1 protein-coding gene and 1 pseudogene are annotated in these 1,325 nt (G+C 40.1%); both read left to right on the forward strand.

Annotated elements, in window-relative coordinates:
* Window positions 1–495: 495 nt before the first annotated feature.
* On the forward strand, window positions 496–639 hold the full coding sequence (locus QUB14_RS28605; RefSeq protein WP_333297486.1) for a hypothetical protein: 144 nt from the start codon (window positions 496–498) through the stop codon (window positions 637–639).
* 12 nt (window positions 640–651) lie between these two features.
* Window positions 652–1,284 (forward strand): annotated as a pseudogene (locus QUB14_RS28610) (TPM domain-containing protein); the annotation flags it as partial.
* Between the last annotated feature and the right edge of the window lie 41 nt (window positions 1,285–1,325).

Below are 1,325 nucleotides of genomic sequence, written 5' to 3' on the forward strand. Positions count from 1 at the left end.
CTCAGTTTGATTGTCTACGCGATGCGATGGAGTATGTTCTGCACGTATCGTCCTAACCGCCCTGGCGGTTGCTATAAATAAACATAACCACCAAAAACAGGCAAGTTTATGCCTAATATAGGTCGATTTGAATCTAGTCATTCCGTAATTACGAACTATTTCCGCAGCTTGAATACTGAGTGGCAATAAAATTTTTATATCAAGTAGAGTACAATTTTTTACATTTACTGCAGGCAAGTCTAATAGAGAGTTTAAATGAAAGTTCATCACTCTCTGTGTAAATGTAAAGTGCTTAGGAAGCTAAAATTATGATTTTTATGAATTCAACGTCTGAATAATATGAATTGACATGACAGTGATCTGGTTATTTAATTGTAATTATGCGGAGCGATAGAGGTCAATTTCAGATTAGCCGTTATTCAGGAGACTGAAGCGATGCAGTTACAATTTAGCAACAAACAAATAATCTGGAGCAGTTTGCTGTGCTTTTCGGCCATGGCATTTCCCCTAACGAGCCAAGCTATAACAGTACAAGAAGTACCTAATACCCGTCAAGTAAATAACACTTGGGTAACGGACAATGCAAACATTCTCAGCGACAGGATGGAAACTCCGCTAAATCAAATGATTTCGGATTGAGAGGCAAAAAACAACTCAGAAATCGCTGTTGTGACAGTGCCTGATACTAAGCCATCGGCGACACCCAAAGCATTTGCTACAAAATTATTTAACTTTTGGGGGATTGGTAAAAAAGGTAAAAATAACGGAGTGTTATTATTGATTTGTTCGGGGGAACGCCGCGTTCAAATTGAAACAGGTTCGAGCATTCAAAGCATTGTGCCGGATGCTAGAGCAGTAGGCATTATTGAAACCGAAATTACGCCCCGATTTAAACAGCAGGACTTTGACGGGGGCACATTAGCCGGGACAAAGGCGTTAGTAAATGTTTTACAAACTCCGACGGTAAATGCTCAATCTCAAACCACACTGCCTTTGGCTCCAATCGTACCATCTCAAGGGGTGAAACCGTCACCAATACCTAGTCAATCGCCAGTTATTAGTAATAGTACATCCACAGGTGAAGATTCATCGAATCTAATCTATGGCTTACTTGGGTTGTTATTCATAGCATTCATAGCATTTATACCTTGCTTCATTATCTTCAGGATATTGCGCAGCTTATTTTCTGGGAAATCTCCTTCCCCCTCCCACCGCCGTTATCGGCGCAATTACAGCAGTAACAATTGCAATTATAGCGTTTCTCAGATAGATGAGGTACAATAACAGCAGTGAGTAAACCAATTCCTCATATCGGATAATGTAAC

The sequence above is a fragment of the Microcoleus sp. B3-D2 genome (assembly GCF_036705345.1).
Classification (GTDB): Bacteria; Cyanobacteriota; Cyanobacteriia; order Cyanobacteriales; family Microcoleaceae; genus Microcoleus.

Bases quoted from the DNA above. Each gene is read 5' to 3' on its own strand.
- QUB14_RS28605 (WP_333297486.1), top strand. From the start codon at position 496: ATGGCATTTCCCCTAACGAGCCAAGCTATAACAGTACAAGAAGTACCT.